Source organism: Arthrobacter sp. Y3224055, from assembly GCF_059090825.1.
In genome coordinates this window covers 364,299-390,201 of sequence record NZ_JBNHGB010000001.1, presented here as the reverse complement: position 1 = coordinate 390,201, position 25,903 = coordinate 364,299, and the positions used below count along the sequence as shown (strand labels likewise).

The following is a 25,903-nucleotide window of genomic DNA, read 5'->3' as shown; positions in this document are numbered from 1 at the left end:
AGTAACGGAGCTATTCATGTCCACCAATACGGCCCAACGGCCGGCAGGAACCGAAGCGGCGCGCGTCTGGGACGTCGCGGCCACCGTCTGTGACCCGGAGATCCCCGTGCTGAGCATCGAGGACCTGGGCATCCTGCGGTCCGTGTCGGTGCTGGATGAAACGGACGACGGCGGGCGGCCGGCCGTCGAGGTGACCATCACCCCGACCTACTCCGGCTGCCCGGCCATGGACGCCATCCGCGACGACATCGTCGCCGCGCTGGCGTCCGAGGGCTACGCCGACGTCCGGGTGAAGCAGGTGCTGGCCCCGGCCTGGACCACGGACTGGATGACCGCCCAGGGCAAGGCCAAGCTGAACGAGTACGGCATCGCCCCGCCGTCGGGCATGGCGCCGGTCCGCACCGGACCGGTCAGGCTGGGCCTGAGCGTCAAGTGCCCGCGCTGCGATTCCCTCAACACCCGCGAGCTGTCCCGCTACGGCTCCACGTCGTGCAAGGCGCTGTACCAGTGCAACGACTGCCATGAACCCTTCGACTACTTCAAGGTGCTCTAGATGACTACTTCCACCCCGGAGGCCACGGCCGTCAAGCGCCGCGCCACCTTCCACCCGCTGACCGTCGCCGAGGTCCGCAAGCTCACGGACGAAGCCGTCGAGGTCACGTTCGAGGTGCCGGAGGAACTGCACGGCCAGTACGATTACGTGCCCGGCCAGTACGTGGCGCTGCGCACCACGCTCGAAGGTCAGGAAATCCGGCGCAGCTACTCCATCTGCGCCGAGCCGAAGCCGGGCGAAATCCGGGTGGCGATCAAACGCGACATCGGCGGATTGTTCTCGAACTGGGCCAACGACCACCTCAAGGCCGGGGACGTCCTGGACGTCATGAGCCCCACCGGTGCGTTCATCTCCAAGCACCAGATGACGGAGATCAACCACCCCGAACAGATCAACGCCGACGCCGGGGCCACCTTCGTGGCGTTCGCCGCCGGGTCCGGCATCACGCCGGTGATCTCGATCGCGCGGACCGTGCTGGCCGCCAGCGACAGCGTCCGGTTCGACCTGGTCTACGCGAACAAGGCCGCCATGGACGTCATGTTCGTGGAGGAACTGGCCGATCTGAAGGACAAATACCCCACCCGCTTCGCGCTGCACCACGTGCTCTCCCGCGAACAGCGCATTTCGCCGCTGCTCTCCGGCAGGATCGACGCCGGGAAGCTGACAAGCCTGTTCGACAACGTGCTCCGCACGGACGACGTGGACGAATGGTTCCTTTGCGGCCCCTACGAACTGGTGCAGCTGTGCCGCGACACCCTGGCCGAACGCGGCGTGCCGGCCGAGAAGATCCGCTTCGAGCTGTTCAGCACCGGCGAGCCGACCAAACCGCAGGGCAACATCGGCCGGCCGGTGCAGCTCGACCCCAGCGCGGACAACTACGAGATCAACTTCCGGCTGGACGGGCTCTCCGGCACGGTCGCTTCGCCCAAGCACGCGCGCGAGTCGGTGCTCAACGCCGCGCTGCGCGTCCGCCCGGACGTTCCGTTCGCCTGCGCCGGCGGCGTCTGCGGCACCTGCCGCGCCAAGGTGGTCTCCGGCACGTTCACCATGGAGGAGAACTACGCGCTGGAACCGGACGAGATCGAGCGCGGCTACGTGCTGACCTGCCAGACCCACCCCACCGGCGACGAAATCACCGTCGACTACGACGCCTGACCGATCTTAAACAGCACCGACCCCGAAGGAGTCCCATGAGCATGATTGAGCTGTCCATCCAGGACAACATCGCCGAAGTGGTGCTCAACGCACCGGGCAAGATGAATGCCCTGGACGAACAGACGGTCCATGATCTGGGCAAGGCGTACGACGACGCCGCCGCCGCCGGCGTCCGGGCGCTGCTGCTCCGCGGCGAGGGCCGCGGCTTCTGCGCCGGCCGCGACATCTCCGCGGTGGACCCGGCCACTGACGATGCCTACGGTTACCTGTCCGGCGTCGTCACCCCGGTGCTGCGGAAGATGGCGGAGTTCCCCGCGCCGACCTTCGCCGCCGCGCAGGGGGCGGCGCTCGGCGTCGGGCTCGGCCTGCTGATCGCCACCGATGTGGTGTACGTGGCCGACAGCGCCAAGATCGGCTCGCCGTTCGCCAACCTGGGGGCCACCCTGGATTCGGGCGGGCACTGGCTGTTCACCGAGCGGCTCGGTGCGCACCGCACGCTGGACCTGATCTACACCGCCGAGCTGATGAGCGGCGAGGAAGCGGTGAGGGCCGGGCTGTTCAGCCGGGCCATGCCGGCGGACGAGCTGCTGGAGACCACCCGCGGCATCGTGGGCAAGGTGGCCCAGGGCGCCACCGGCGCGTTCCGCGCGTCCAAGGATCTGGTGGCGAACATCCGCGACCAGCGGCTGGGCCTGTGGCTCGCCACCGAAGAGGAAAACGCCGCGCAGGGCCGGCTGTGCAAGAGCGACGACTACGCCGAAGGCTTCAAGGCCTTCCAGGAGAAGCGCAAGCCGGTCTTCAAGGGCTGACGGCGGGCCGAGGCCGGTGCCGCGCGGCTAGTCCGGCGCCGCGCGATGAGGCTGTGCCCGCGCGGACGAAGGGTAGGCTTCCAGGCGAAGCCGGGACCTGATGGCCGCCCTGGAACCCCTGCCCGAGGGGATCCGCACCGTCTATTGGGATTTCGACGGCGACCCCGAGGACGCGCGGCCCGAACAGATCGAGGCCGTGGTGCTGCCGTACCTGGACATGTCCCGGGCCGTCGCCCGCCTGCCGAAGCTGGCGAACCTGAGGCTCGTGCAGGCCCAAACCACCGGGGTTGACGGGATAGCCGCCGTCGTCGGACCGGACGTCGCCATCGCCAGCGCGGCGGGAGTGCACGCCGCCGCCACCGCCGAACTCGCCGTCGGGCTCGTGCTTGCCTCCTTGCGGGGGATCGACGTCGCCGCGCGGGACCAGCCCGAGGGCCGGTGGCGCCACGTGCGACGGCCGTCGCTGGCGGACCGTAAGGTGCTGCTCGTCGGCGTGGGCGGCATCGGCCGGGAAATCGCGCGGCACCTGGAGCCCTTCGACGTGCAGCTGACCCGGGTCGGGACCCGCGCCCGGGACGACGGCGACGGCCACGTCCACGGCACGGACGAGTTGACCGAGTTGGCGGCGTCCCACGAGGTGCTGATCCTCATCACACCCCTGACGGAAGCCACCCACGGGCTGATCGATGCGGCGGTACTGGCGGCCCTCCCGGACGGTGCGCTGGTGGTCAACGTGGCGCGCGGGGCGGTGGTCGACACGGCGGCCCTGACCGCGGAAGTCGTCTCCGGCCGGCTGAGGTGCGCGTTGGACGTCACCGATCCCGAACCGCTGCCGCCGGACCACCCGCTGTGGCGGGCCGGCAACGCGCTCATCACCCCGCATCTGGGCGGCGACACCACGGCGTTCGAACCGCGGATCGTCCGACTCTTGAAGAATCAGCTGGCGGCGGTCGCAGCCGGCCGGGCGCCGCAGAACCTGGTGCAGCCGGGCCGCTTTCGGCCCTGAGTCCCCGAAAGCCCCGCCCGTGGCCGGCCGAGGCGTCCGGGTCTGGACAACCGGCCCGGCCCGCGGGCAGGATGAAGGCGGCGCGTCGGCAGCGGTGTTACGCGCCGGGAGGGAAACCCATGGGCATCATCGTGGCCAACATGTTCCTCACCCTCGACGGCGTGTACCAGTCGCCGGGCGCCGCCGACGAGGACCCGGAGGGCGGCTTCGACTACGGCGGCTGGCAGGCGCCGTTCTTCGACGAAGCATCCGGCGAGGCGATCGGGGCGGTCATCGACCGGATCGACGCGCTGCTGCTCGGGCGGAAGACCTACGACATCTTCGCGTCCTACTGGCCCAATGCCGGCGAGGACTCTCCGATCGCGGTGAAGTTCAACGCGGTGCCGAAGTACGTCGTGTCGACCACGCTCACCGAGCCCGCCTGGGCGGGCACCACCGCGTTGCACGATGCGATGGCGGCCGCCCACCTTCGCGAGCGGCACGACGAGGTGCACGTGTTCGGCAGCGGCGACCTGTTGCAGTCGTTGTTCACCGAGGACGTGGTCGGCCGCCTCAACCTCTTTCTGTATCCGCTCACGGTGGGCAGCGGGAAGCGCCTCTTCGGCTCCGGCACCATCCCGGCATCCTTCCGCCTGGCCGGCCCCGCCCGCTCCTTCGAGAAGGGCGCGGTGGCGCTGGTATATGAGCGTGCGGGCGGGGTCGAGACGGGCAACATGAACGAAGTCGCTGCGCCCCCGGACGGGAACGGCGGCTGAGCGCGCCGGCAGGGCGTCGGGACCCGCGGGCCGGCGGCATGTCCCGGTGGCCCGCCGGCCGGTTCAGCGGGTGTCGAGGTCCTCGAATACCAGGAAGGTCTGGGTGTCGAGGATCCCGGGCATGGACTGGATCTGGTCAAAGATGACTCGGCGCAGGTCCACGTTGTCCACGGCACGGACCAGCAGGATGACATCGAAGTTCCCGCCGACCAGGGCAATGTGGTGCACCTCGGGAATGGCGCGCAGGGCTTCGCGCAGCTCGCGCCAGGAGTGCTGGCGCAGCTTCAGGGTCACGTAGGCGGATGCCTTCAGTCCCGCCTTAATCGGGTCCACCAACGCCGTGAACTTGGTCAGCACGCCCGCCTCGGTCAGCCGGGCGATGCGCGAGTAGGCGTGGGCGCGGGAGATGTGCACGTTTTCGGCGACCGCGGTCACGGACAGCCGGCCGTCCCGGGTCAGCTCCGCCAGGATCCGGCGGTCGATCTCGTCCAGCTGCGGGACCTTTGCGGCGGCACCGTTGGCCATGTGTCTACACCTCGCGGGGTTATCCAGCTCACATTAACAATTCGTCTCCAAGACTACGGCCAGACTGGCAAATAATCCACGTTTTCCTACATAAGTGGATACGAAAAGTAGCCGAATCCATACTAAAGCTACACAGTTTCTTCACCAGAGCCGCCCGCGCCGTGCGGGGCGGCAGGCAACGGCGCCCGCCGACCAAGGATTCGAGGGAGACACCATGACCATCTCAACCGGTAACCCGATCGAGGGTTCGATGTCCGACCCGTCCGGCCGCCCCGGCATGGATGATCAGGTCACCGCCGAGGCCTACATGCTGCCCTCCGGGCAGCCCGTGCAGCTGGTGGACCCGGACGGCCGGCACGTGCACAACGACAAGTACCCGCTGCCCGACGGCGAGGCCCTGCTGGGCGCCTACCGCGAACTGGTGGTCGGCCGCCGCGTCAACGACCAGGCCAACGCCCTGGTCCGCCAGGGCAGGCTGGCGGTCTACCCGTCATCGCACGGGCAGGAGGCCTGCCAGGTGGCGGCGGCCCTGTGCCTGGGCCGGGACGACTGGCTGTTCCCCACGTACCGCGACACCGTCGCCGTGATCGCCAAGGGCGTCGACCCGGTGCAGACCCTGACCCTGCTGCAGGGCGACTGGCACGGCGGCTACGATCCCTACGAGCACAAGGTGTCGATCCAGGCCACGCCGCTGGCCACCCAGCTGCTGCACGCCGTCGGCGTCGCCCACGCCGCCAAACTCAAGGGCGAGGACACCGTCGTCGTCGCGCTCTGCGGTGACGGGGCCACCAGCGAGGGCGACTTCCACGAGGCGCTGAACTTCGCCGCCGTGTTCCACCTCCCGGTCGTGTTCTTCGTGCAGAACAACCAGTACGCCATCTCCGTCCCGCTGAACAAGCAAACGGTGGCGCCATCGCTGGCGCACAAGGCCATCGGCTACGGCATGCCGGGCGAGCGGGTGGACGGCAACGACACCGCCGCGTTGCTGTCCGTGCTCGGCAAGGCCGTGACCCGCGCCCGCGACGGCGGCGGCCCCGCCCTGGTCGAGGCACACACGTACCGGATGCAGTCGCACACCAACGCCGACGACGCCACCCGCTACCGCACCGACGACGAAGTGGCCGAGTGGGCACCGAAGGACCCGCTGGTGCGCCTGCGGACATACCTCAAGGAACTGCACCTCCTGGACGAGGCCCTCGAAGAGGGAATCGCCGAGCGGGCGGAAACCGTGGCCGCGCAGATGCGCGACGGACTCAACGCCGAGACCGACGTGGACCCGGAGGACCTGTTCCGCTTCGTCTACACCGAAAAGACCAGCCAGCTGCGCGAGCAGGCCGCCATGCTCCGCGACGAGCTCTCGCGCGAGTCGGCCTGAGCGCCGCCGCCGACTAAAAGGACACAGCATGAGCACAACAATGACGTTCGCCAAGGCGCTGAACACGGCCCTGGCCGATGAGATGGAAGCCGACCGCTCCGTCGTCGTCTTCGGTGAAGACGTAGGCCCGCTGGGCGGCGTCTTCCGCATCACCGACGGCCTCACCAAGCGGTTCGGCGAGGAACGCTGCTTCGACACCCCGCTGGCCGAATCCGGCATCATGGGCATGGCGATCGGCATGGCGATGAACGGCCTCCGCCCGGTGGTGGAGATGCAGTTCGACGCGTTCGCCTACCCGGCGTTCGAGCAGGTGGTCTCGCACGTGGCCAAGATGCCCAACCGGACCCGCGGCAGGGTCAAGCTGCCGATGGTGATCCGGATTCCCTATGCCGGCGGGATCGGGGGAGTGGAGCATCACTGCGACTCCTCGGAGTCCTACTACGCGCACACGCCGGGCCTGACGGTGGTGGCGCCGGCCACGGTGGAGGACGCCTACACCATGCTCCGCGAGGCGATCCGCTTCCCGGATCCCGTGGTGTTCCTGGAGCCGAAGAAGCTCTACTTCTCCAAGGAGCAGCTGGACCTCGAAGCGCTGCAGTCACAGTGGGCCGCCCCCGCGACCGCGCAGGGATCCGGGGCGGGGCAGGCCGGCACCGCGGGGTCCGGTGCCCCGGCGTCCGGCACCGCCGGGTCCGGAACCGGCCGCGCCGCCGGGTCGGGCATCGGGCGCGCCGTCGTCGCCCGCGAGGGAACCGACGCCACGCTGATTACCTACGGTCCGTCCGTGCCCACCGTCATGCAGGCCGCCGCGGCCGCCGCCGAGGAGGGGCGCTCGCTGGAGGTCATTGATATCCGGTCGATCGTGCCGTTCGACGATGAAACCGTGATGGCCTCGGTGCGCAAAACCGGCCGCGCCGTGGTCGTCGCCGAAGCCCCCGGTTTCGCGTCCGTCGCCTCAGAGATCGTGGCGCGCGTGCAGGAGCGCTGCTTCCACTCGCTGGCCGCCCCGGTGCTGCGCGTGACCGGTTTCGATATTCCGTATCCCGCGCCGAAGCTGGAGCGGCACTACCTGCCCAGCGTGGACCGCATCCTGGACGCGGTGGATGAACTTCAGTGGGAGGACGCGTAGCCATGTCGCGACAGGTATTCAAACTGCCCGACCTCGGCGAGGGCCTGACCGAGGCCGAGCTGGTCAACTGGCTGGTCAAGGTCGGCGACGAGATCCGCGTGGACCAGCCGGTCGCCGAAGTGGAGACCGCCAAGTCCATGGTGGAGGTGCCCAGCCCGTTCGCGGGGACCGTCGCTGTGCTGCACGGCGCGGCCGGCGACACTCTGGACGTGGGCAAGCCCCTCATCTCCGTCGACGCGCCGGGCTACGTGCACGACGACGGCGCCCAGGCTGCCGCGCCGCAGGCACCCCGGGCGGGGGAGGCCGCCGCCGCTGTCGCGGCGGGAGACGCTCCCGACCCGGACCGCGCGGGGCCAGGCGCCGGCCATCCCGACGGCGAGGCCTACCGGAGGGAGGAGCGCGCCGGCATCCAGGAGCCGGCGGAGTCCGGGTCGGGCAACGTGCTGATCGGCTACGGCACACCCGGCGGGTCGGCGGGGTCCAAGCGCACCCGGAAACCGAAGACCGGCCGCGTTGCCGTGGCGACCCTCCCGGTGGCCGCCCCGGCGGTGGTGGCCTCCCCGACGGCGGTGGCGTCCCCGGCGGTAGCTCCGACGACCGCGGCAACGCAGGAGGAACCCGTGCCGGCCGCGAGCGGACGGGCCCCGCTGGTCATCTCGCCCCTGGTCCGCAAGCTGGCCCGCGACTCGGGTCTCCGCTTGACCGACATCGCCGGCACGGGCCCGGACGGCATGGTGCTGCGCAAGGACGTGGAGGCCGCGCTAGCCGGAGCCCCGGCCCCCGCCGGCGCAATGGCCGAAGCCGCGGCCCCCGCCACCGGTGTCGCCGGAGCCCCGGCGGAGGGTCGCACGGCGGGTGCCGCCGATACCGACGCCCGTACCGGCCTGGGCATCGCCACCCGCACCCCGATGAAGGGCGTGCGGAAGACCGTGGCTCAGGCGATGTCGCGCAGCCGCAGCGAAATCCCCGAGGCCACCGTCTGGGTGGACGTGGACGCCACCGCCCTGCTGCAGATGCGCGCCGACCTCAAGCGCCGCGACCCGGAGAACACCCCGGGGCTGCTGGCCTTCATCGCGCGGTTCGTGCTGGCCGGCCTGGCCAAATATCCGGAGTTGAACACCCGGGTGGAAGGCGAGGAGATCGTCGGCTTCGACGGCGTGAACCTCGGCTTCGCCGCCCAGACCGACCGCGGTCTGATGGTGCCCAGCGTACGCAACGCCGACAAGCTCAGCGCCCGGCAGCTGGATACCGAGATCAGGCGGCTCACCGCCGTCGCCCGCGACGGCAAGGCCACGCCGGCCGAGCTGACCAGGGGCACCTTCACGCTGAACAACTACGGCGTGTTCGGCGTGGACGGCAGCGCCGCCATCATCAACTACCCGGAGGTGGCGATCCTCGGCGTCGGCCGGATCATCGACAAGCCGTGGGTGGTGGACGGACAGCTGGCGGTCCGGAAGGTGACCGAACTGGTGCTGGCCTTCGACCACCGCGTCTGCGACGGCGGCATCGCGGGCGGTTTCCTGCGCTACGTGGCGGACGCGATCGAAAACCCCGGCAGCGTCCTCGCCGACCTGTAGCAGCTCCCCGCCGGCCGGCGCCCGACCGGCCGGCGGCAGCCCGAATTTATCCCTAGCTGGCCCGTCCCGCCGGCGCTACCCTTAGGGCATGGTCACTCTGCCAGAGGCGTACAAAAAGTACCTCTCCCGCCTGTCTGCACACCATGCCGAGGCGCTGCGGCCGGTGTTCCTCGAGTCGGCTGCCGAAGGGGAACACGGCGTGATGGTCCGTGGCATGGGCTCCAAGCATGTGCAGGCGTACGTCGACGACTCCGTGCCGTTCGGCGAGGTGCGCGAGGTGCTTCGCTCCGTTCACGAACTCTAGCGCGGGACGCTCGCCAGGAGGCCGCAGCCAGTCGGCCGCGGTCTGGTGGCTGGGTGTGCCGGAGTGGTCGGCACGGTACCGTGGCAGGATCAGGCTGCGCCGTCTGCGCGGCCGGTGTTCGACGCGACGGAGGGTGACGACCCGGATGAGCGATGCCGCCCGATCAGAGGACAAGGCCGGAGGGCCGGGGGACATGCCCGGGGAGCCCGCGGAATGTGTGCAGGTGGCACCCGGCAATTACGTGATCAAGACCCGGGAGTATCTGTTGAACTCCGGGCTGGTCGTCGGCAGGAACAAGGCCTTGGTGGTGGATACCGGTGCCGGGCCGCGGCAGGCACGGCGGATCTACGCGGCCGTACGCGCGCTGACCAAGCTGCCGCTCGTCGTCGTGAACACGCATTTCCACTTTGACCACGTCTTTGGCAACGCCTACTTCGCGGCCCAGGGCGTGCAGGACTTTTACGCCCACCGCAATTGCGCGCACGACGTCGCAGAGAACGGCGTTCTCCAGCGCGAGGCAGTCGGGGAAACGGAACCCGAAATGGCGGCCGGCGACGGGGAGCATACCGGGATCAAGATGCCCAACAAGCTGGTGGACACGGAAACCACCGTCGACCTGGGCGAGGTCAGCGTCAAGCTCTTCCATCTGGGCCGCGGCCACACCGACGGTGACCTGCTGGTCGGTTCGCCCACCACGCTTTTTGCCGGCGATCTGGTGGAGCAGGGTGCCCCGCCCGCCTTCGAAGATTCCTACCCGCGAGACTGGGTGGAAGCGCTGCGCCGGATCTCCGGGCTGCGGCACGAGTACGACGTGCTGGTGCCCGGCCACGGCCAGACCGTCAGCGACGCTTTCGTGAAGAACATGTGCGAGACCATGACCCTGGCCGTCCGGATGGGGGAACAGGCCAGCCGCGACACTCCCGCGGACTCCACCAAGGCCATCCCGATCCTGCCCTACGGGCCCGTGCAGTCCCGCGCCCTGCTGCAGCGCCTCACCGCCAACCGGTAAGGGGAGTGGCGGCGGCGAGCGGGGGCGCGGCGTCGGAAAGGAGCGGATGCGGATGCGGGGGGCGGCGTCGGAAAGGCGTGCGTCAGCCCAGTTCCAGCCGCATGAGCACGCGCGGGAACCCGTTTATCACCGAGTCGGTGTCTGCCGCCTTCGTGAAGCCGGCCTGTTCGAAGAGCCTTCGAGTGCCGACGTAGGCCATGGTCAGGTCGACCTTCTTGCCCTCGTTGTCGACCGGGTAGCCCTCAATCGCGGGGGCATCGTGCCGGCGCGCCAAGTCGACGGCGCCCGCGAGCAGATGGTGCGAGATCCCCTTGCCGCGATGCCCCGGCCGCACCCGGATGCACCACGCCGACCACACATCGACGTCGTCCACGTGCGGGATCTTTCGGTTGCGCGCGAAGGCCGTGTCCGCCCGGGGATGCACGGCGGCCCAGCCAACCACCTCGTCGCCGTCGTAGGCGAGCACCCCCGGCGGCGGGTCCTGCCCGCACAAGCGCTCGACGAAGGCCGCTCGATCCTCGCCCCGCAGCGAGGCGTTGTCTTTCGACGGAAGGCGGTAGCTGAGGCACCAGCAGACGTTGGCATCGGCGCGCTTTGGCCCCAGCATGGCTTTCACATCGCCGAAGACCGTTGCCGGACGCACCTCGATGGCCATGGGATCACACTGCCACCGCCATCCTGTGCTGGCAACGCTCCGGGCCCGGGCGCTGAGCAATGCTTGAGCGCGGCCGCTGCCAATGCTCCGGGGCCCCGCCCGCCGGCCGGCCCCGAGCCCGGCCGCCGCTGCCGTTCCCACGCGTGGCCTAATGCCGGCGCGACTGGAGGCCGAACAGCCAGGTCAGCAGGGCGCTGAGCAGCATCCCGGTGCCGGTGATCAGGCCCATGCCGGCCCAGAAAAACAACGGGAGCCTGCCGGTGCCGGGGACGGGTGCCGCGCCGGCCTGTTGCGCCAGCAGGTAGAGTCCCGCGGCGGCGCCGATGCCCAGAACGGCCAGCAGCCAGCACAGCCGCGGCCACCACGCGGACGCCGCCCAGAAGCTGCCGTAGCCGGACCAGATGTTCCAGTCGCTGCCGCGCCGCAGCACGACCGGGCCGGCGGCCAGCACCCAAAAGCCGGCCACCAAAAAGGCCGCCACCACGTCCGCCGGGCGGTGCCAGCCGTTGATCAAGGTAGCGGCACCGGCCAGCACGGCATACAAACCACCCGCGGCCGCAGCGAACGGCCGCCAGCGGGGCGAGACCACCAGGAAAATGGCCAGGGCCGCAGCGGTGGCGATGGTGGTGTGCCCCGACGGCAGCGAATTGTGTTCCAGCGTGGGCACGCCGCGGTCGGGCCGGTCCAGAACAAGGTTCTTCAGGATCCACGTCGTCGCCGCCGACGCCGCGACCACACCGACACCGACCACCGCCGGCCCCCACCGGCGTCGTACCAAGGCCGCCACCAGCAGCACGACGGCCGCCACGGCGACGGAGATATCCGGCAGCAAATCCAGGAAGTCCAGGAAAACGCCGCGGCCCAGCCGCCAGCCGGAGTCCGCCTCCGCCCAAGCCGATTCGTCGGCGAACTGCCCGGTAGTGGTGCGGACGAAGGCGTAGTAGTTCAGCACAAAGGCTCCCGCGCACAACAGCGCTCCCAGCCAGAACAGGGCAGGAGCGTGCGCCGCCGGACGGCTGGGCGCGGGCCGGGAGCGGACACGGGAACGCTGCGGAGTCATCGATTCTAGGGTCGCACACAATGCTGACAGCTTCCGGGAAGGGCGGCCGCCGTACAGTTGGAGGTGATGACACCGCACCAGATTCCCGATGTTCCCGGGCTTTCCGACCGGCCGGAGCTCCCCGACCTCGCCGACCTGCTCGCCACCGCACGCGCGGTGTCGCTGCCGATGAAAGTCCGCTTTCGCGGGGTGATGCAGCGCGAGGTGCTGCTGTTGGAGGGCCCGGCTGGCTGGGCGGAGTTCTCGCCCTTTCTTGAGTACGACGACGACGAAGCCGCCGCGTGGCTGGCGGCCGCGGTGGAGGCGGGCTGGCGGGGTTTCCCGACCCCGGTCCGGGACAGCGTCCCCGTCAACGCCACGGTGCCCGCGGTGGCGCCGGCGGAGGTACCCGGCGTGTTGGCCCGCTACGACGGTGCGCAGACGGTGAAGATCAAGGTTGCCGAAACCGGTCAGGACATCGACCAGGACGTGGCCCGCGTCGCCGCGGTGCGTGCCGCAGCCCCGCACGCTGCGCTCCGGGTAGATGCCAACGGCGGCTGGGATGTGCCCGCGGCGGTGGAGGCGTTGACCCGGCTGGCCGGGTATTCGCTGGAGTACGCCGAGCAGCCTGTCGCCGACATCGCCGGGCTGCGCGCCGTGCGGACCGAGCTGCGGCGGCGCGGGATCGCCACCCCGATCGCGGCCGACGAAAGCGTGCGCAAGGCCGCCGACCCCCTGCGGGTTGCCCGCGAAGACGCCGCCGACCTGATCGTGGTCAAGGTGCAGCCCCTCGGGGGCGTGCGGCGGGCGCTGGAGATCGTCGCACAAGCCGGGCTCCCCGCCGTCGTGAGTTCCGCCTTGGACTCCTCCGTGGGAATCCGTGCCGGCGTGGCGTTGGCGGCGGCGCTGCCGGAACTTCCCTTTGCCTGCGGGTTGGCGACGGTGTCCCTGATGGACGCGGACGTGGCGGCGGAACCGCTCGTGCCGGTGGCCGGCCGCCTCCCGGTGCGCGACGTGGTGCCCGACGCGGACCTTTTGGATCGTCTTGCGGCGCCGGAGGACCGGTGGCAATGGTGGCTGGAACGGCTGGCGCGGACCTACCGACTGCTGGAGCCGTGACGGAGGGTCGGGGGAACGGCTCCCTAGGGGGACCGTCCCGGCGGCCGGGGGACGTGCCGAAAGAGCAGGGGGATTGGCAGCGCCATCGACCTCGCCTGCGGGCCCGCTGGAGCAGTGAAGCGCCTGTGCTCCTGACGTGCTTCGGGGCTGCGGGAAGCAGCCCCTACAGCAACCTCAGGGGCTGAGGCCCGGTTACGCACGCTATGCCGCTCGCTTGAGGCTGAATTCGCGGCTCAATCGTGCGGTGAGCCCGTCTGGCCTTCTCGATTCCCTGCACCGCTGGCATGAGAACGAAGCCCTCAAACTGTCCGAGGCGGCCGGTAGCGTGTGGGTATGGAGGGCGACGAGCTTCGGTTCCCGGTTCCGGGACAGGGACTGGTGATGGACCTTGGCGTGCCTTCGCGTCCGGACAGTTCCCTGCTGGAAGCGCTGCTGCAGCACGTGGTGGCAGAGGCACTGCTCCGGCGGTATGGTATCGGCCCTGATCGCGCCGGTTTCTTTCCCGCGGCCGCTGAACCTGGCGCGCCTGCCGCCGCCGCGGCGGCCGACACTGCAGAGACTCCCTCACCGACCGAAGCCGCCGGCGGCGGGCAGCCAGCCATGCCCGAGGATCCCGGAGTATCCCAGGGATCTGCCACCGGACAGCCGACGGCCGGGACCACCAAGGAGGGGATAGGTCTGCCCGTGGTGCCGGAGGACGCCGATGGTAAGCCTGTGATGCCCGAGGGTGGGGTGGGGGTGCCTGCCGTGCTGGCCGGTTTGTTGGCGGTCGTGGAGCCGGCGGAACTGAATGACGTGCAGACCATGGATTATCTTTTGGCTGCGGCGCGGGTGGAGGCCTGGGTGCAGTCCTGCCGGGTGAAGGCGTTGGACCGCTTCGCCCGGCTGCGTCCCGGGACGGGCGGGGACCGGGACCCGGAAGGCTTTTCCCGCTTCGCGCCACAAGAGATCTCGGCGCACCTGTGCACCGGTGACGCGGCGGCGCGGGCCATGCTGGCCGACGCCCGGCAGATCTGCACGCACCTGCCGGACACTCTCGAGGCGATGGGCCGCGGCGACCTGGACTTGCCGCGGGCGAAGGCGCTGGCCCGCGGCTGCGCGGACCTGCCGGCCGAATGCCTGCAGGATTTCGAGGCCGCGGTGCTGCCCGGCGCCGGGGACGTCACACTGGATACCGTGCGGTCCCGTGCCCGGCGGATGCGGGACCGGCTGCACCCGGAATCCCTGGCGCAGCGGCACCGGCGGGCCAACGAGTCCCGCGACGTGCAGCTGACCGACCAGGACGACGGGATAGCCGAGTTGTGGATCCGCACCGGCGCGGACAAGGCGCATCTGGTCTTCGACCGGCTCCAGGCCACGGCCCGCTCCCTCCAAGGCCCGGGGGAGACCAGGACCCTGCCCCAACTGCGCGCCGACGTGTTCTGTGACCTCATGCTGGCCGGCCGCACCTTCCCGGCCGGCGGGGCGGAGACTACGACGGCGGAAGACGCGGGACCGGCAGTACCGGAGCCGGCCGCGGCACCGACAGAACCGGCCGCGGCATTGGCACCAGCCGGCAGCGGAAGCGGCAGGTTCGCTGAAGACTCCGTGGGGAACGGCGCTGTTGCGGCCCCTCCGCCGGCACCGGTCGGCGGAGGTACTCGGACCGCACCCGGCGGCGGTAACTGTGGTGGTGGTGCGGGGCTGGGGATGCTGGTCACGGTGCCCCTGGCCACGCTGTTGGGACTGGGCGAGGAGCCCGGGGACTTGGCCGGGCACGGCCCGATCCCGGCAGACATGGGACGGGAACTGGCGCAGCTGGCCAGGTCTTGGCTGCCGGTGCTCACCGACGACCACGGCCAGGCGATCGCGGCCGCACGGAAGCTGCGGATTCCGCCCGAATGGCTCAAACGCCTGGTCCGTGTCCGGGACCGGCACTGCCGCTTCCCCGGCTGCCGCCGCGCGGCCAGGTACTGCGAGATCGACCATGTCCGCGGGTGGGACGACGGTGGGCCAACTGTGCCGGAAAACCTGCAGTGCCTGTGCAGCGCCCACCACGCGGCGAAGACCGGCGGGCACGCCCGGGCCGAGGCCGGCCCACACGGTCAGATCACGTGGACCACGCGCACCGGCCACCGCAAGACCACCCACCCGGACGAGGGCTGGGACACCCTCCTGCCCCGGCCGAAGGAAACGGAAGCGGCAGCCACCGGCGAAAACGAAGACAACACCCGCGGCGCCAAAGGCGCAGGCGGAGACACCGACGATGGCGCCACACAAGCAGCCGACGGCGCCGCCGCCCGCGACATCAGCGACCAAGCACCACAAAAACGTACGCTCGGCGGCATCGAACTGCCCGACGACAACACCGACCCCAACGCACCACCCCCATTCTGACCAGGCGCTGCAATGCGCCTAGCCGATTCTGCGGGTGACACCTCTGATGCCGAGGCCAGCCGTGAAGAAACTCGTTGCCTCGCCCTGGAAGAACGCGAAGCCTCGCGGTCCCGGCCCAGCCCGGCAAGGTGTTTTGCCTGCCGTTGGCCGAAAATTCACCACTGCTCGGCCTGCCGGTCGACTTCGATCAGCACACTGGAGGACGATCCGACAGTTCAATGCAGAAGGTGAAAACGTGACCGAAACCAAGAAGCGCTACCTGCCAATGCTGGGCCATGTGTCCGGAAAACGCAGCGCCGTGACCTGCGCGCTCAAGTGCGACAACGCCTGCGCCAAGGGCGTCTGCAACACCTCGGACAATAACTACTTCCGGGACATCGTCTCCGCTGAATACTCCCGCCGCCGGATGATGGGGCTGGGCGGCGCCGGCGCGCTGGCGCTGATGTTCGGCGGCGGGGCTGCCGCCGAGGAACAGGTTGGGCTGGCCCCGGCCGCCAAGCCCGGGCGCGGACCCGGCAACCCAAGCAAGCTGAAGTTCGACGGCATCAAGGCCGTGCCCAACAACGTGGACGACGTCGTGGTACCCAAGGGCTACAACTGGAATCCGGTCATCCGCTGGGGCGACCCCCTGTTCCACGACAGCGCCGAATTCGATCCGGAGAACCAGACCAAGGAGTCCCAGTCGGGCCAGTTCGGCTACAACAACGACTACCTGGACATCATCGAGATCCCGGGTAGCAACGGCAAGCGTGCGGTCCTGTTCGCCAACCACGAGTACACCAATGAGGGCATCATGTTCCCGCCGGACATGCCCGTCGAACGCCAGCGCGAGGTAGCCATGGCCGCGCACGGGCTGTCCGTCGTGGAACTGGAGCGCAAGGGCAAGGGCCAGCCGTGGACCTACGTCCGCGGGGCCAGGCTGAACCGCCGCTTCCTGATGGACACCGAATATGAACTGACCGGCCCGGCCGCCGGCTCCGACCTGCTGAAGACGCAGGCCGATCCCACCGGCCGCATCGTGCTGGGGACGCAGAACAACTGCGCCGGCGGCACCACCCCGTGGGGGACGGTGCTCTCGGGCGAAGAGAACTTCAACCAGTACTTCAAGGTGTCCGCCCCGACCGCCGAGCAGCGCCGCTACGGCCTGACCAGCGCCGACCCGTCGCGCGGCTGGCACATCCCGGAGCCGCGCTTCGACACCGATCGGCCCGAGGGCAGGAACGAAGACAACCGGTTCGGCTGGATCGTCGAGGTGGACCCGTTCGATCCCACCTCCACCCCGCGCAAGCACACCGCCCTGGGACGGTTCAAGCACGAGGGCGCCAACGTGACCATCGCCGCCTCCGGCCACGCGGTGTCCTACTCCGGCGACGACGAGCGCTTCGACTACCTGTACAAGTTCGTCTCCAAGGGCACCTATCGCGAGGGCGACAAGAAGCACAACATGACCCTGCTGACCGAGGGCGACCTCTATGTGGCCAGCTTCAAGGGCAATTCCCCGCAGAACCAGATCGACGGCTCCGGCGTGCTGCCCTCCGACGGCGCGTTCGACGGCACCGGGCACTGGATCCAGCTGACCCGCGACGGCGAATCGCTGGTGCCGGGCATGCGGATCGACCAGGTGCTGGTGTACACCCGGCTCGCGGCCGACGCCATGGGTGCTACCAAGATGGACCGCCCGGAGGACGTGGAGATCAACCCGGCGACCGGCAAGATCTACATGGCCTGCACCAACAACACCGCCCGGACCCGCGCGCAGGTGGACGAGCCCAACCCCCGGGCCAACAACCGCCACGGCCACATCATCGAAATGACCGAGACCGGTGACCAGACCTCCACCGAGTTCACCTGGCAGCTGATCCTGGTGGCGGGCGATCCGGCGGTGGACGATTCGGTCTACTTCAGCGGCTACCCGGCCGACCAGGTGCAGCCGATCTCCTGCCCGGACAACCTGGCCTTCGACTCGGCCGGAAACCTGTGGGTCTCCACCGACGGGCAGCCCGGCACCATCCAGCGCAACGACGCTCTCTTCCGCGTCACGCTGGAAGGACAGGAACGCGGCAAGGTGGAGCAGTTCATGGCCGTGCCGATCGATGCCGAGACCTGCGGCCCGCTGATCCACGACGACGACGGGCTGGTGTTCGTCGCCGTCCAGCACCCGGGCGAGGACGGCAGCTGGGGAGCCCAGCGCTCCCTGTTCCCGGACTACGTCGGGGACGGGCGCCGCGCCAAGCCGGGCGACGCCGCGATGCCCCGGCCGTCCGTGATCCAGATGTTCAAGGGCAAGAACGGGCACATCAAGCGCTAGCCCGGCCACGCCGACGGGAAGCCAGCCGGCCGCGTCCCTCGGGGCGCGGCCGTCTGCTTACCATGAGGGGGTGACTGCGCAGCTGAGCTCGATGGATACCGCCCGACTGGCCGTGAAGGCCTTGGTCTGGGGCGGAGTGCGCGACGTCGTCATCGCGCCGGGTTCGCGCAGCGCCCCGCTGGCGTACGCGCTCGCCGAGGCCGAAACACACGGCGACCTGCGGCTGCACGTCCGCATCGATGAGCGGGGCGCGGCGTTTACCGCGCTCGGGCTCTCGCTGGGCTCGTTGCGCCCGGTTCCGGTGGTCACAACCTCCGGAACGGCGGTGGGCGAGCTGTTGCCAGCGGTGATGGAAGCCAATCACGCCGGCGTTGAGCTCGTGGTGCTCTCCGCCGACCGCCCGGCCGAAATGCGCGGCACCGGTGCCAACCAGACTACGGTGCAACACGGACTGTTCGGCATCCACGTGCGCTCGGCCGTGGACATCCCGGCCGGAGACGACCCGACGGACGCCATCCGCACCAGCCTCCTGAACGCGAAGGGCATCCCGCCGGCCCCGGCGGCCGCGACGGCCGACCTGCTCTCGCTGGCGGCCACGCCGTCGGCGGCTAACGCAGCGACCACGGCGGCCGAAACGGCGGCGCATCCGGGTGCGGTCGGTCCCGTGCACATCAATCTCGCGTTCCGCGACCCGCTGTTCCCGGATACGGACACGGCTACTGACCACGCCGCGGCGCCGGTGCGGGCAACGGACGACGGCGGTGCCTCGGCACCCGGGGCGATAGCACCCGGGCGGGCCACCAGTTGGAACGCGGGCCAGACGGAACCGCCGATCCACGCGACCGAGGAACGCCGCACCGTAGTCGTGGCCGGACACGGTGCGGGAGCCGGAGCCGAAGCCTTCGCGCGTGCACACGGGCTGCCGCTGCTGGCCGAACCGTCCTCCAACGCGAGGTTCGGCCCGAACGCCATTGGCCCCTACCGCCTGCTGCTGGGCCACCTCGGGTCACAGATCGAACGGGCCGTGGTCTTCGGCCGCCCGACGCTCTCGCGGCCGGTGTCCGCCCTGCTGGCACGGGAGGACGTCCAGGCCGCGCTGTTCCAGCCGGATCCGGTCCCCTGGTACGAGCCCGGGCGCCGCCGGGAGCGGATGATCTCCGAGCCGGCGGACCTGTCGATCTTCGCCGGCCGGGGGCCCGGCGCGTGGTTGCGGCTCTGGCGGGACGCCGCCGATGCGGCCGATGCGGCCCTGATCAAACGCCTGGACGTCGAACCGGAGCTGACGGGCCTGCGGGTCGCACGTTCGGTCTGGCTCCACACCCGCGGCCGGCTGGTGCTCGGTTCGTCCAACCCGATCCGCGACGTGGACCTGGCCGGGACGCCCACCGACATTCCGGACGCTTTCGTGCACGCCAACCGTGGGGTGGCCGGCATCGACGGCACCGTGGCGACTGCGGCGGGCATCGCGCTGGGAGCACGAACCGGAACCCGGGCACTCATGGGCGACCTGACCTTCCTGCACGACGCCGGATCGCTGCTGCTCGGACCCGGGGAGCCCGAACCCGACCTGCAGATCGTGGTGGTCAACGATTCCGGCGGCGGGATCTTCTCGACCCTGGAACACGGAAAGGTGGGGGAGCACGCGGCGTTCACGTCCGCCGTCGAACGCCTCTTCGGCACCCCGCACCGCGCGGACCTTGCCTCGCTGGCGGCTGGCTACGGGGTCCGGCACCGGCTGGTCAAGGACGCGGACGAACTGGACGCCGTCCTCTCCGAGCCGGTGGCAGGGCGCAGCGTGGTGGAGGTGCGCACCGACCGAAGCCGGCTGCGGGCCGTGCACGCGGAAGTGGCGGCCGCCGTCGCGACCGCCACCTCCCGTCTGCTGGGGTGAGCCTGCCCGGTGTGCTGCGTTGAGCCTGCCCGGTGTGCTGCGTTGAGCCTGCCCGGTGTGCTGGGCGAGTCTGCCCAGATTGTTGTGGGAGCCTGCCCGGTGTGCTGGTAAGCCTGCTCAGAGGACCTTCGAGAGGAACGCCTTGGTGCGTTCGTGCTGCGGGTTGGCCAGCACGTCCTCGGGCTTGCCCTGCTCCACCACCACGCCGCCGTCCATGAAGACCACGCGGTCACCCACCTCGCGGGCGAAGCCCATCTCGTGCGTGACCACCATCATGGTCATGCCCTCGTCGGCCAGCTTGCGCATGACCTCCAGCACGTCGCCCACCAGTTCCGGGTCCAGCGCCGAGGTGGGCTCGTCGAAGAGCATCATGTCCGGGTTCATGGACAGGGCGCGAGCGATGGCCACCCGCTGCTGCTGCCCGCCGGAGAGCTGGGCGGGGTAGGCGTTCTCGCGGTTTGCCAGCCCCACCTTCTCCAGGTTCTTCCGGGCGACTTCCATGGCTTCGGCCTTGCCGCGCTTCTTGGCCCGGCGCTGGGCCAGGGTGAGGTTGTCCAGGACGTTCAGGTGCGGGAACAGGTTGAACTGCTGGAACACCATGCCGATCCGGGTACGGACCCGGTCCAGGTCCGTTTCCGGGTCGGTGATGTCCACGCCTTCCACCAGGACGGTGCCGCTGGTGGGCTCCTCGAGCCGGTTCACGCAGCGCAGCAAGGTGGACTTGCCGGAGCCCGAGGGCCCGATCACGCAGACCACTTCGCCCTGGTTCACATGAAAGTCAATGCCCTTGAGGACCTCGTTGTTGCCGAAGTTCTTGCAGAGGTCCTTGACCTCGATGGCCGGCCTGTCGTGGCGCAGCGATTCTTCAGTCATGGGGTTACCGGCTCCTGTTGTTGCGCTTCTCCAGCCAGGCGACCAGCTGGGTGAGCGGCAAGGTGATGATCAGGTACATGAGCGCCGCGGCGACCAGGGGAGTGGCATTGGCGAACTGGGAGACGCCGTCGCGGGCAAAAGTCGTGAGTTCCCGATTGCCCAGGGCCATGCCGGCGATGAAGAGCAGAGAGGTGTCCTTGATCAGGATGACCAGCTCGTTGGTCAGCGGCGGCGTGACGATGCGCACCGCCTGCGGCAGCACCACGGAGACCATGGTCCAGCTCGGGTTCATGCCCAGCGAGCGGGCCGCCTCCCGCTGCCCGGCGGGGACGGCCTCGATGCCGGCGCGGAGTGTCTCGGCAATGTAGGCGGCGGAGACGACGATCAGACCGATCAGCCCGGCCCCGGTGCTGCCTCCCGGCGGACGCCACTGGAACGCGATCGGGACCGCGAAGGCGAAGCCGAAGATGACCAGCAGGGCAGGCAGGCCGCGGAACAGCTCGATGTAGGCGGTCGCCACCCACCGGTAGGGGGCCACGGGCGAGAGCTTCATGAGCGCCAAAAGGAGACCGAAAAGCAAGCCGCCGACGAAGGCGATCAGGGTGTAGACGACCGTGTTCTTGGCCGCCGTGACGATGATGGTGGGGAACTGCTCACCCAGGACTTCCGGGTTCAGGAAGCTCGTGCGGATGGCCTCCCAATCGGCCACCAGGGCGACGGCGGCGACGGCGGCGATGAAGATGGCGTAAAGGACCCCGCGGAAAAGTCGGCGGCGGGTCGAAGGTTTCACTGGTGATGCCTTCCAGCTGTAAGTCGGCGGCCCCCGTTCCCGCTGCTTCACGCACGGGAACGGGGGCCGGAGGGCTTGCTACTCGGTGAAGTACTTGTCGTAGATTTCCTGGTACTTGCCGTTGTCGCGCAGCGTCGAGAGGGCATCGTTGACGGCCGAGACCAGGGCCTCGGACCCTTCCTTCTTCGCCGCGAAGCCGTAGGACTCGTCGGTCTTGTACTCCTCGACGATGGTGAACTTGCCGTCCTCGGTGTGGCCGATGTTCACCGGCAGGTCCTGCAGCAAGGCGTCGACCTGGCCGGCCTGGATGGCCTGGTACATCTCGGCATCGGACGGGAAGGCGACGACTTCGGCGTCCTCCGGCGCGTTTTCCCGGGTGTAGGCCTCGCCGGTGGTGCCCTGCTGGACGCCCACCTTCTTGCCGGAGAGATCGCCCACGGCCTTGATGTCGGAGTCCTTCGGGACCAGCAGCGACTGCAGCGAGTCGTAGTAGGGGTCGGAGAAGGCGATGTTCTTCTTGCGGTCCTCGGTGATGGTCATCGCGCTGGCGCCGAGGTCGCACTGCCCGGCGGCCAGGGTGACGCCCGACTGCAGGGCGTCGAAACCGACGTCCTGGATGGCCACCTCAAGGCCCATCTCCGAAGAGATCTCCGTGATCAGGTCGATGTCGAAGCCCGTGTACTTGCCGCCCTCTTCGAACTCAAACGGGGGGTAGGGGATGTCGGAGCAGACGGTCAGCGTGCCCGGCTGGACGAGGGGCAGCTCGGATCCCGCGCCGGCGGTGCCGGTGCCGCCGTTGCCGCCGGCGTCGTCCGAACCACCGCACGCGGTCAAAGCGAGTGCCGCCACGGCCAGAAGGGAGAACCCCTGGACCGCCTTGGATGCGTTTTTGCGCATAGTTACTACCTTTGTCTCGTTGGAAATCCGGCTTAAGTGTAACGGGAATGCCCGCAACAGGTGATATGCACCACAGGCTACAGTCATTGCCTATTGGAAAACAGCGTAGTCGGCGGGAGGTCGGTTGGCCCCCGGCCGTGCCGATTGTCAGTGAATAGTTATCTGCGGCGCAAACCGAGCGCCTCGATCATCGGCCGGAACTTGGCCCAGGTCTCCGCCAGCTCGGCCTCCGGATCGGAGCCGTCCACGATGCCGCAGCCGGCATAAAGCCGGACCCGCTGGGGACCCTCCACCACGGCGCCGCGCAGCGCGATGCCCCATTCACCGTTGCCGGCGCCGTCGGTCCAGCCCACCGGGCCGGCGTACGGCCCGCGGTCCATCTGCTCCAGTTCGCGGATCAGGGCGCCGGCGACCTCGGTGGGGGTGCCGCACACGGCCGCGGTGGGGTGCACAGCTTCGGCCAGTTCCAACGACGACGGCGGCTGCCCGCCGTCGTGCGCCAGCTCGGCCGAGACGTCGGACGCCAGGTGCCATACGTTGGGCAGCTCCAGCACGAACGGCTCGCTGTGCGAACTCATCGCGGTGGTGAAGGGCTCGAGTTTGCGGGTGAGTGAGTCGATGGCGATCCGGTGCTCGTGCAGCTGCTTCTCGGAGCCGGCGAGCACGCGCTGGGCGTAGTCGGTGTCCGATTCGCCGGCGTGGCCGTGGGCCCGGGAGCGGTCGAGCGTGCCGGCCAGCACGCGGGCGCGCGCCACGTTATTCTCCACCTTGATCAGCATCTCCGGCGTGGAGCCGATCAACCCGTCCACCGAGTACGTCCAGCAGTCCTTGTACCGCGCCGCGAGTTCGCGCAGCACCTGGGCGGTGGCGATGGGCGCGGCGAGATTGGCCACCACGTCCCGGGCCACGACGAGCTTGCTCAGGTTCCCGGCCTGGATGCGCTTGACCCCGGCCGCGACGGCATCCATGTATGCCTGCTCCGAGACCTGTCCCGGAACGAGGGAGTCGGCGGGATCGGGGCTGCGCTCTACCGAGATTTCTTCCAGCCAGCCCGCGAGCACGGCCTCGGCCGTCTCGGCGCTGAGGTGCGCATCGGCGTCGTACGTCAGATAGGTGAGCCAGGCGCGGTCGCCATCCAGGCCCACCAGCACCTCCGGCACCACCAGGCGGGAGCTGTGGGTCGAGGTGTAGGAGAACGCGAAGGAGCCGAAGGCGACCGGCCCGGTTCCCGGGCCGCCCACCCGGTTGTCGATGTCGGCGGTGGCCTGGATCCCGCGCCACCATGCGGCCGCCTGCCGGAAGCGGTCCGGCCCGCTGGCCGTGAACCGCGCGATCTCGCCGAAGCCGGCGAGCCCGCCCTCGCGCCGCACCCAGCAGAGCACGTCGTCACGCACCAGATACTCCATGAGCCCTTGGGTGTCGGGCACCGCGGGCCACTCGACCGTGATGCCGCGCAGGGTCCCGCGGGGCAACCGGTCAGCGGCCTCCGGTTCCGTGCGGCCGGCCGCTGCGGCAGGCCCGGTTCCGGGCAGGCCGGACGAGGGGGACAGGGGGGAGGTCATGGTCATTAAGCCTACTCTGCCCGGCAAACGCCACCGCCCGCGAAGCCCGGGTTCGCGGGCGGCCGCCGGTCTTTGAGACAATGGCCCAGTGAATCGTGCATCGCTGGAGAAGCGCCCGGATGAAGTAGCCGCCATGTTCGATGACGTGGCGCCGAAGTACGACCTGGTCAACGATGTGCTGTCGATGGGCCAGACCCGCCGGTGGCGCCGGATCGTGGTGGACGCGGTGGGCGCCGAACGTGGCCAGAAGGTCCTGGACCTGGCCGCCGGGACGGGCACCTCCAGCGAACCCTATGCCGATGCCGGCATCCACGTGGTCGCGTGCGACTTCTCCCTGGGCATGCTGCGCGTCGGCAAGCGCCGCCGCCCCGACATCGACTTCGTGGCCGGGGACGCGACCAATCTGCCCTTCGCGGACAACTCCTTCGATGCCGTGACCATCTCCTTCGGCCTGCGCAACGTCAGCGATCCCAAACTGGCGCTGCGCGAAATGCTGCGCGTGGCCAAGCCCGGCGGCCGGCTGGTGATCGCCGAGTTCTCGCACCCCACCCTCCCGGTCTGGCGCACCGTCTACACCGAGTACCTGATGCGCGCGCTGCCGGCGATCGCGTCCAAGATTTCGTCCAACCCCGACTCCTACGTCTACCTGGCCGAGTCCATCCGCGCCTGGCCCAACCAGGACCAGCTGGGCGAGTGGATCACCGGCGAAGGCTGGCAGGACGTGGCCTACCGCAACCTGTCCGGCGGCATCGTCGCCGTGCACCGGGCCGTCAAGCCCGGCCGCGACGAGGCGGCCAACGCCCGGGCGCAGGCCGCGCTGCGGCGCCAGAGCAGCAGGCACACCCTGTAGCCATGTCAGTTCTCATTGTTGGGGCGGGGCCGGCCGGATCCACGGCCGCGTACTACCTCGCCCGCGCCGGCGTGGACGTGACCGTGCTGGAAAAGACGGCCTTCCCGCGCGAAAAGGTCTGCGGCGACGGCCTGACGCCCCGCGCCGTGCGCGAAGTCCAGCTGCTGGGACTGCCGCACGAGGAATCCGCCGGCTGGCGCCGGAACCGGGGGCTGCGGCTGATCGCCGGCGGCCGGCAGCTTGAGCTGCCCTGGCCGGAACTGAGCGACTTCCCGGACTACGGCCTGATCCGCACCCGGATGGGCTTCGACGAGCAACTGGCCCGTCACGCGGCGGCCGCCGGCGCCGTCGTGCTGGAACGCCACTCCGTTTCCACCGCCCTCCGGGACGAGGCCGGACGGGTCACCGGGGTCCGCGCCAACGTGCTGGACGGGCGCGGACGCAAGACCGGGGAGACCAAGGACTTCTTCGCCGACGTGGTGCTGGCCGCCGACGGCAACTCCACCCGCACCGCCCTGAGCCTGGGCATCGAGAAGCGCGACGACCGGCCGCTGGGCGTGGCCGTCCGTACCTACTTCACCTCGCCCCGGCACGACGACGACTGGATGGAGGGATGGCTGGAACTCCCCGACGCGGCCGGCAACCCGCTGCCCGGCTACGGCTGGGTCTTCGGCGTCGGCGACGGCACATCCAACGTGGGCCTGGGCATCCTCAACTCGTCCAAGTCCTTCGGCAAGCTGGACTACCGGCAGGTGCTCCGCGAGTGGACCGCCGGCATGCCGGCGGAGTGGGGCTTCACTGAGGAAAACCAGGTGGGACAGGTCCGCGGGGCGGCCCTGCCGATGGGGTTCAACCGGACGCCGCACTACAGCCCCGGCCTGCTGCTGCTCGGCGACGCCGGCGGCATGGTCAGCCCGTTTAACGGAGAGGGCATCTCCTACGCCATGGAGTCCGCCCGCTACGCGGCCGAGCTGATCGCCGACGCACACGGCCGCTTGTCCGGGACCGGCGGGCAGCTGCTCAGCATGGCCGGCTTTGACGCCGCGATGGCCCGCTACCCGGACATCATCCGCGGGCACTGGGGCAGCCACTTCACGCTGGGCCGGATCTTCGCCCAGCTGATCGGCAAACCGGCCATCATGAAACTGGCCCTGCGGACCGGAATGCCGGTCCCGCCGTTGATGCGCTTCGTAGTGCGGATGCTGGCGAATTTGACCGACTCGGGCGGCAAGGGATTTGAGGATAGAGTTATTCATCTGCTGGAGCAACTGACGCCGCCGGCATCGAACCAGGCCGGCGGCCACAAACCGGCCGGCCATACCGCCCCCACGATTAGTTAGTGTTGA

Annotated in this window: 23 protein-coding genes; 16 read left to right on the top strand and 7 right to left on the bottom strand. The window is 69.7% G+C overall.

Features of this window, described 5'->3' with window-relative positions; genetic code table 11:
- Nucleotides 1–16 precede the first annotated feature (16 nt).
- The 5 genes from paaD to AC5RTY_RS01875 all read left to right on the top strand — a co-directional run bounded on the left by paaD (nt 17) and on the right by AC5RTY_RS01875 (nt 4,278).
- The gene (gene paaD, locus AC5RTY_RS01895; protein WP_494138867.1) at nt 17–553 is read left to right on the top strand and encodes a 1,2-phenylacetyl-CoA epoxidase subunit PaaD; all 537 of its coding nucleotides are present in this window, start codon (nt 17–19) and stop codon (nt 551–553) included.
- Nucleotides 554–1,708, top strand: a complete 1,155-nt coding sequence (gene paaE, locus AC5RTY_RS01890; RefSeq protein ID WP_494138866.1) for a 1,2-phenylacetyl-CoA epoxidase subunit PaaE — start codon at nt 554–556, stop codon at nt 1,706–1,708. It begins immediately after the preceding gene.
- Between the two features lie 41 nt (nt 1,709–1,749).
- Nucleotides 1,750–2,517 (top strand): enoyl-CoA hydratase/isomerase family protein, encoded by a 768-nt coding sequence (locus tag AC5RTY_RS01885; RefSeq protein ID WP_494139162.1) that lies wholly within the window; start codon nt 1,750–1,752, stop codon nt 2,515–2,517.
- Between the two features lie 100 nt (nt 2,518–2,617).
- Nucleotides 2,618–3,523: a 2-hydroxyacid dehydrogenase gene (locus tag AC5RTY_RS01880; RefSeq protein ID WP_494138865.1), complete on the top strand. Its 906-nt coding sequence runs from the start codon at nt 2,618–2,620 to the stop codon at nt 3,521–3,523.
- 119 nt (nt 3,524–3,642) lie between these two features.
- Nucleotides 3,643–4,278, top strand: a complete 636-nt coding sequence (locus tag AC5RTY_RS01875) for a dihydrofolate reductase family protein (protein ID WP_494138864.1) — start codon at nt 3,643–3,645, stop codon at nt 4,276–4,278.
- Nucleotides 4,279–4,341: 63 nt separating this feature from the next.
- Here the strand turns inward: AC5RTY_RS01875 and AC5RTY_RS01870 are convergent, their stop codons facing one another.
- The gene (locus AC5RTY_RS01870) at nt 4,342–4,803 is read right to left on the bottom strand and encodes an Lrp/AsnC family transcriptional regulator (protein ID WP_493978019.1); all 462 of its coding nucleotides are present in this window, start codon (nt 4,801–4,803) and stop codon (nt 4,342–4,344) included.
- A gap of 250 nt (nt 4,804–5,053) precedes the next feature.
- Here AC5RTY_RS01870 and pdhA point away from each other — a divergent pair, with 250 nt between their 5' ends.
- The 5 genes from pdhA to AC5RTY_RS01845 all read left to right on the top strand — a co-directional run bounded on the left by pdhA (nt 5,054) and on the right by AC5RTY_RS01845 (nt 10,197).
- A complete protein-coding gene (pdhA, locus tag AC5RTY_RS01865) occupies nt 5,054–6,178 on the top strand; it encodes a pyruvate dehydrogenase (acetyl-transferring) E1 component subunit alpha (protein ID WP_494139161.1) in 1,125 nt (374 codons plus the stop codon).
- 28 nt (nt 6,179–6,206) lie between these two features.
- Nucleotides 6,207–7,307, top strand: coding sequence for an alpha-ketoacid dehydrogenase subunit beta (locus AC5RTY_RS01860; protein ID WP_494138863.1), 1,101 nt, complete (start codon nt 6,207–6,209; stop codon nt 7,305–7,307).
- Between the two features lie 2 nt (nt 7,308–7,309).
- Nucleotides 7,310–8,884 (top strand): dihydrolipoamide acetyltransferase family protein, encoded by a 1,575-nt coding sequence (locus AC5RTY_RS01855; protein WP_494138862.1) that lies wholly within the window; start codon nt 7,310–7,312, stop codon nt 8,882–8,884.
- Nucleotides 8,885–8,972: 88 nt separating this feature from the next.
- Nucleotides 8,973–9,188 carry a hypothetical protein gene (locus AC5RTY_RS01850; protein ID WP_494000602.1) on the top strand — a complete coding sequence of 72 codons (216 nt, stop codon included), beginning with the start codon at nt 8,973–8,975 and terminating at the stop codon, nt 9,186–9,188.
- Between the two features lie 223 nt (nt 9,189–9,411).
- The gene (locus tag AC5RTY_RS01845; RefSeq protein ID WP_494138861.1) at nt 9,412–10,197 is read left to right on the top strand and encodes an MBL fold metallo-hydrolase; all 786 of its coding nucleotides are present in this window, start codon (nt 9,412–9,414) and stop codon (nt 10,195–10,197) included.
- 82 nt (nt 10,198–10,279) lie between these two features.
- Here AC5RTY_RS01845 and AC5RTY_RS01840 read toward each other — a convergent pair whose 3' ends face one another.
- Together AC5RTY_RS01840 and AC5RTY_RS01835 are read right to left on the bottom strand one after the other, a co-directional pair.
- A complete protein-coding gene (locus AC5RTY_RS01840; protein WP_494012808.1) occupies nt 10,280–10,852 on the bottom strand; it encodes a GNAT family N-acetyltransferase in 573 nt (190 codons plus the stop codon).
- Between the two features lie 148 nt (nt 10,853–11,000).
- Nucleotides 11,001–11,912: a phosphatase PAP2 family protein gene (locus AC5RTY_RS01835; RefSeq protein ID WP_494000599.1), complete on the bottom strand. Its 912-nt coding sequence runs from the start codon at nt 11,910–11,912 to the stop codon at nt 11,001–11,003.
- A gap of 66 nt (nt 11,913–11,978) precedes the next feature.
- Between AC5RTY_RS01835 and AC5RTY_RS01830 the strand changes: the two genes are divergently transcribed.
- The 4 genes from AC5RTY_RS01830 to menD all read left to right on the top strand — a co-directional run bounded on the left by AC5RTY_RS01830 (nt 11,979) and on the right by menD (nt 19,585).
- Nucleotides 11,979–13,010: an o-succinylbenzoate synthase gene (locus AC5RTY_RS01830; protein WP_494012807.1), complete on the top strand. Its 1,032-nt coding sequence runs from the start codon at nt 11,979–11,981 to the stop codon at nt 13,008–13,010.
- Nucleotides 13,011–13,343: 333 nt separating this feature from the next.
- Nucleotides 13,344–15,386, top strand: a complete 2,043-nt coding sequence (locus AC5RTY_RS01825; protein ID WP_494138860.1) for an HNH endonuclease signature motif containing protein — start codon at nt 13,344–13,346, stop codon at nt 15,384–15,386.
- Nucleotides 15,387–15,621: 235 nt separating this feature from the next.
- Nucleotides 15,622–17,694: a PhoX family protein gene (locus AC5RTY_RS01820; RefSeq protein WP_494138859.1), complete on the top strand. Its 2,073-nt coding sequence runs from the start codon at nt 15,622–15,624 to the stop codon at nt 17,692–17,694.
- A gap of 70 nt (nt 17,695–17,764) precedes the next feature.
- On the top strand, nt 17,765–19,585 hold the full coding sequence (gene menD / locus AC5RTY_RS01815; protein ID WP_494138858.1) for a 2-succinyl-5-enolpyruvyl-6-hydroxy-3-cyclohexene-1-carboxylate synthase: 1,821 nt from the start codon (nt 17,765–17,767) through the stop codon (nt 19,583–19,585).
- Nucleotides 19,586–19,702: 117 nt separating this feature from the next.
- On the opposite strand, the gene AC5RTY_RS01810 is transcribed toward menD, so the two are convergent.
- The 4 genes from AC5RTY_RS01810 to AC5RTY_RS01795 all read right to left on the bottom strand — a co-directional run bounded on the left by AC5RTY_RS01810 (nt 19,703) and on the right by AC5RTY_RS01795 (nt 23,551).
- Nucleotides 19,703–20,458, bottom strand: a complete 756-nt coding sequence (locus tag AC5RTY_RS01810) for an amino acid ABC transporter ATP-binding protein (RefSeq protein ID WP_494000594.1) — start codon at nt 20,456–20,458, stop codon at nt 19,703–19,705.
- A gap of 4 nt (nt 20,459–20,462) precedes the next feature.
- Nucleotides 20,463–21,248, bottom strand: a complete 786-nt coding sequence (locus tag AC5RTY_RS01805) for an amino acid ABC transporter permease (RefSeq protein ID WP_494000593.1) — start codon at nt 21,246–21,248, stop codon at nt 20,463–20,465.
- A 78-nt stretch (nt 21,249–21,326) separates the two neighbouring features.
- Entirely contained in the window at nt 21,327–22,145 is an 819-nt protein-coding gene (locus AC5RTY_RS01800; RefSeq protein ID WP_494012803.1) for a basic amino acid ABC transporter substrate-binding protein, read from the bottom strand.
- 158 nt (nt 22,146–22,303) lie between these two features.
- Entirely contained in the window at nt 22,304–23,551 is a 1,248-nt protein-coding gene (locus AC5RTY_RS01795) for an isochorismate synthase (protein WP_494023279.1), read from the bottom strand.
- 244 nt (nt 23,552–23,795) lie between these two features.
- Between AC5RTY_RS01795 and AC5RTY_RS01790 the strand changes: the two genes are divergently transcribed.
- Complete coding sequence (locus AC5RTY_RS01790) at nt 23,796–24,557, top strand: demethylmenaquinone methyltransferase (RefSeq protein WP_494012802.1); 762 nt, start codon at nt 23,796–23,798, stop codon at nt 24,555–24,557.
- 2 nt (nt 24,558–24,559) lie between these two features.
- Nucleotides 24,560–25,897 carry a geranylgeranyl reductase family protein gene (locus AC5RTY_RS01785; protein ID WP_494000590.1) on the top strand — a complete coding sequence of 446 codons (1,338 nt, stop codon included), beginning with the start codon at nt 24,560–24,562 and terminating at the stop codon, nt 25,895–25,897.
- Nucleotides 25,898–25,903 lie beyond the last annotated feature (6 nt).